1 protein-coding gene is annotated in these 621 nt (G+C 34.0%); it reads left to right on the forward strand.

Features of this window, described 5'->3' with window-relative positions:
- Positions 1-621 (forward strand): helix-turn-helix domain-containing protein (locus KH893_RS11435; protein ID WP_281166231.1); only part of this gene is annotated, 621 nt, incomplete at both ends.

Genomic DNA, 621 nt, shown 5'->3' on the forward strand with positions numbered 1-621 from the left:
GCCCATATTCTTTTATAACGTTCAAAAATACCGGGCAAAATTCATCAATAATCGGGCAATCTATACAAAAGGCAATCGTTTCACCGGAATTTCTTTTTAAAAATGAATCATCAATTCTGGAATCGATTGCAAAGCTAGATAAAAAATCCCTCAATGAAGCTCTTAAGGGATTAACTCACGTTCAAATCATCGGTGAAATATTCGCGAAAAATAATCTAATTCGTGGTGAAAAAGATACGTTAATCAGTTTTATTGCGTCGTTAACGCAAACAGTCGTCATGTCCGGGCTACCGGCTAAAGAAGCTTATGAATTAGAAGATTCTCTAATCCAAGCAATTGAACTCAGACCAACGCTGCCATTATTTACCGAAGTAATCCAAGAAATCGTTTGGATTTTCTACGATCAGTTAATGAACTATAGGCAAAAAACTATTTCCCCGATTTCAGAAAGAATTAGTGACTATATTCAGGATCATATTTGCGAAAAGATAACTTTAAGCAAAATTTCTTCTGATTTAAGAACCCCAAAACAAACCTTGAACAGAGCTTTTGAATTAAAATTTGCCATTACAATCAATCAATATATTCGTCAAAAAAAAATCAGTAAGGCGGAACAACTTT

Origin of the sequence: Liquorilactobacillus sicerae (genome assembly GCF_029916425.1) — a bacterium.
Classification (GTDB): Bacteria; Bacillota; Bacilli; order Lactobacillales; family Lactobacillaceae; genus Liquorilactobacillus; species Liquorilactobacillus sicerae.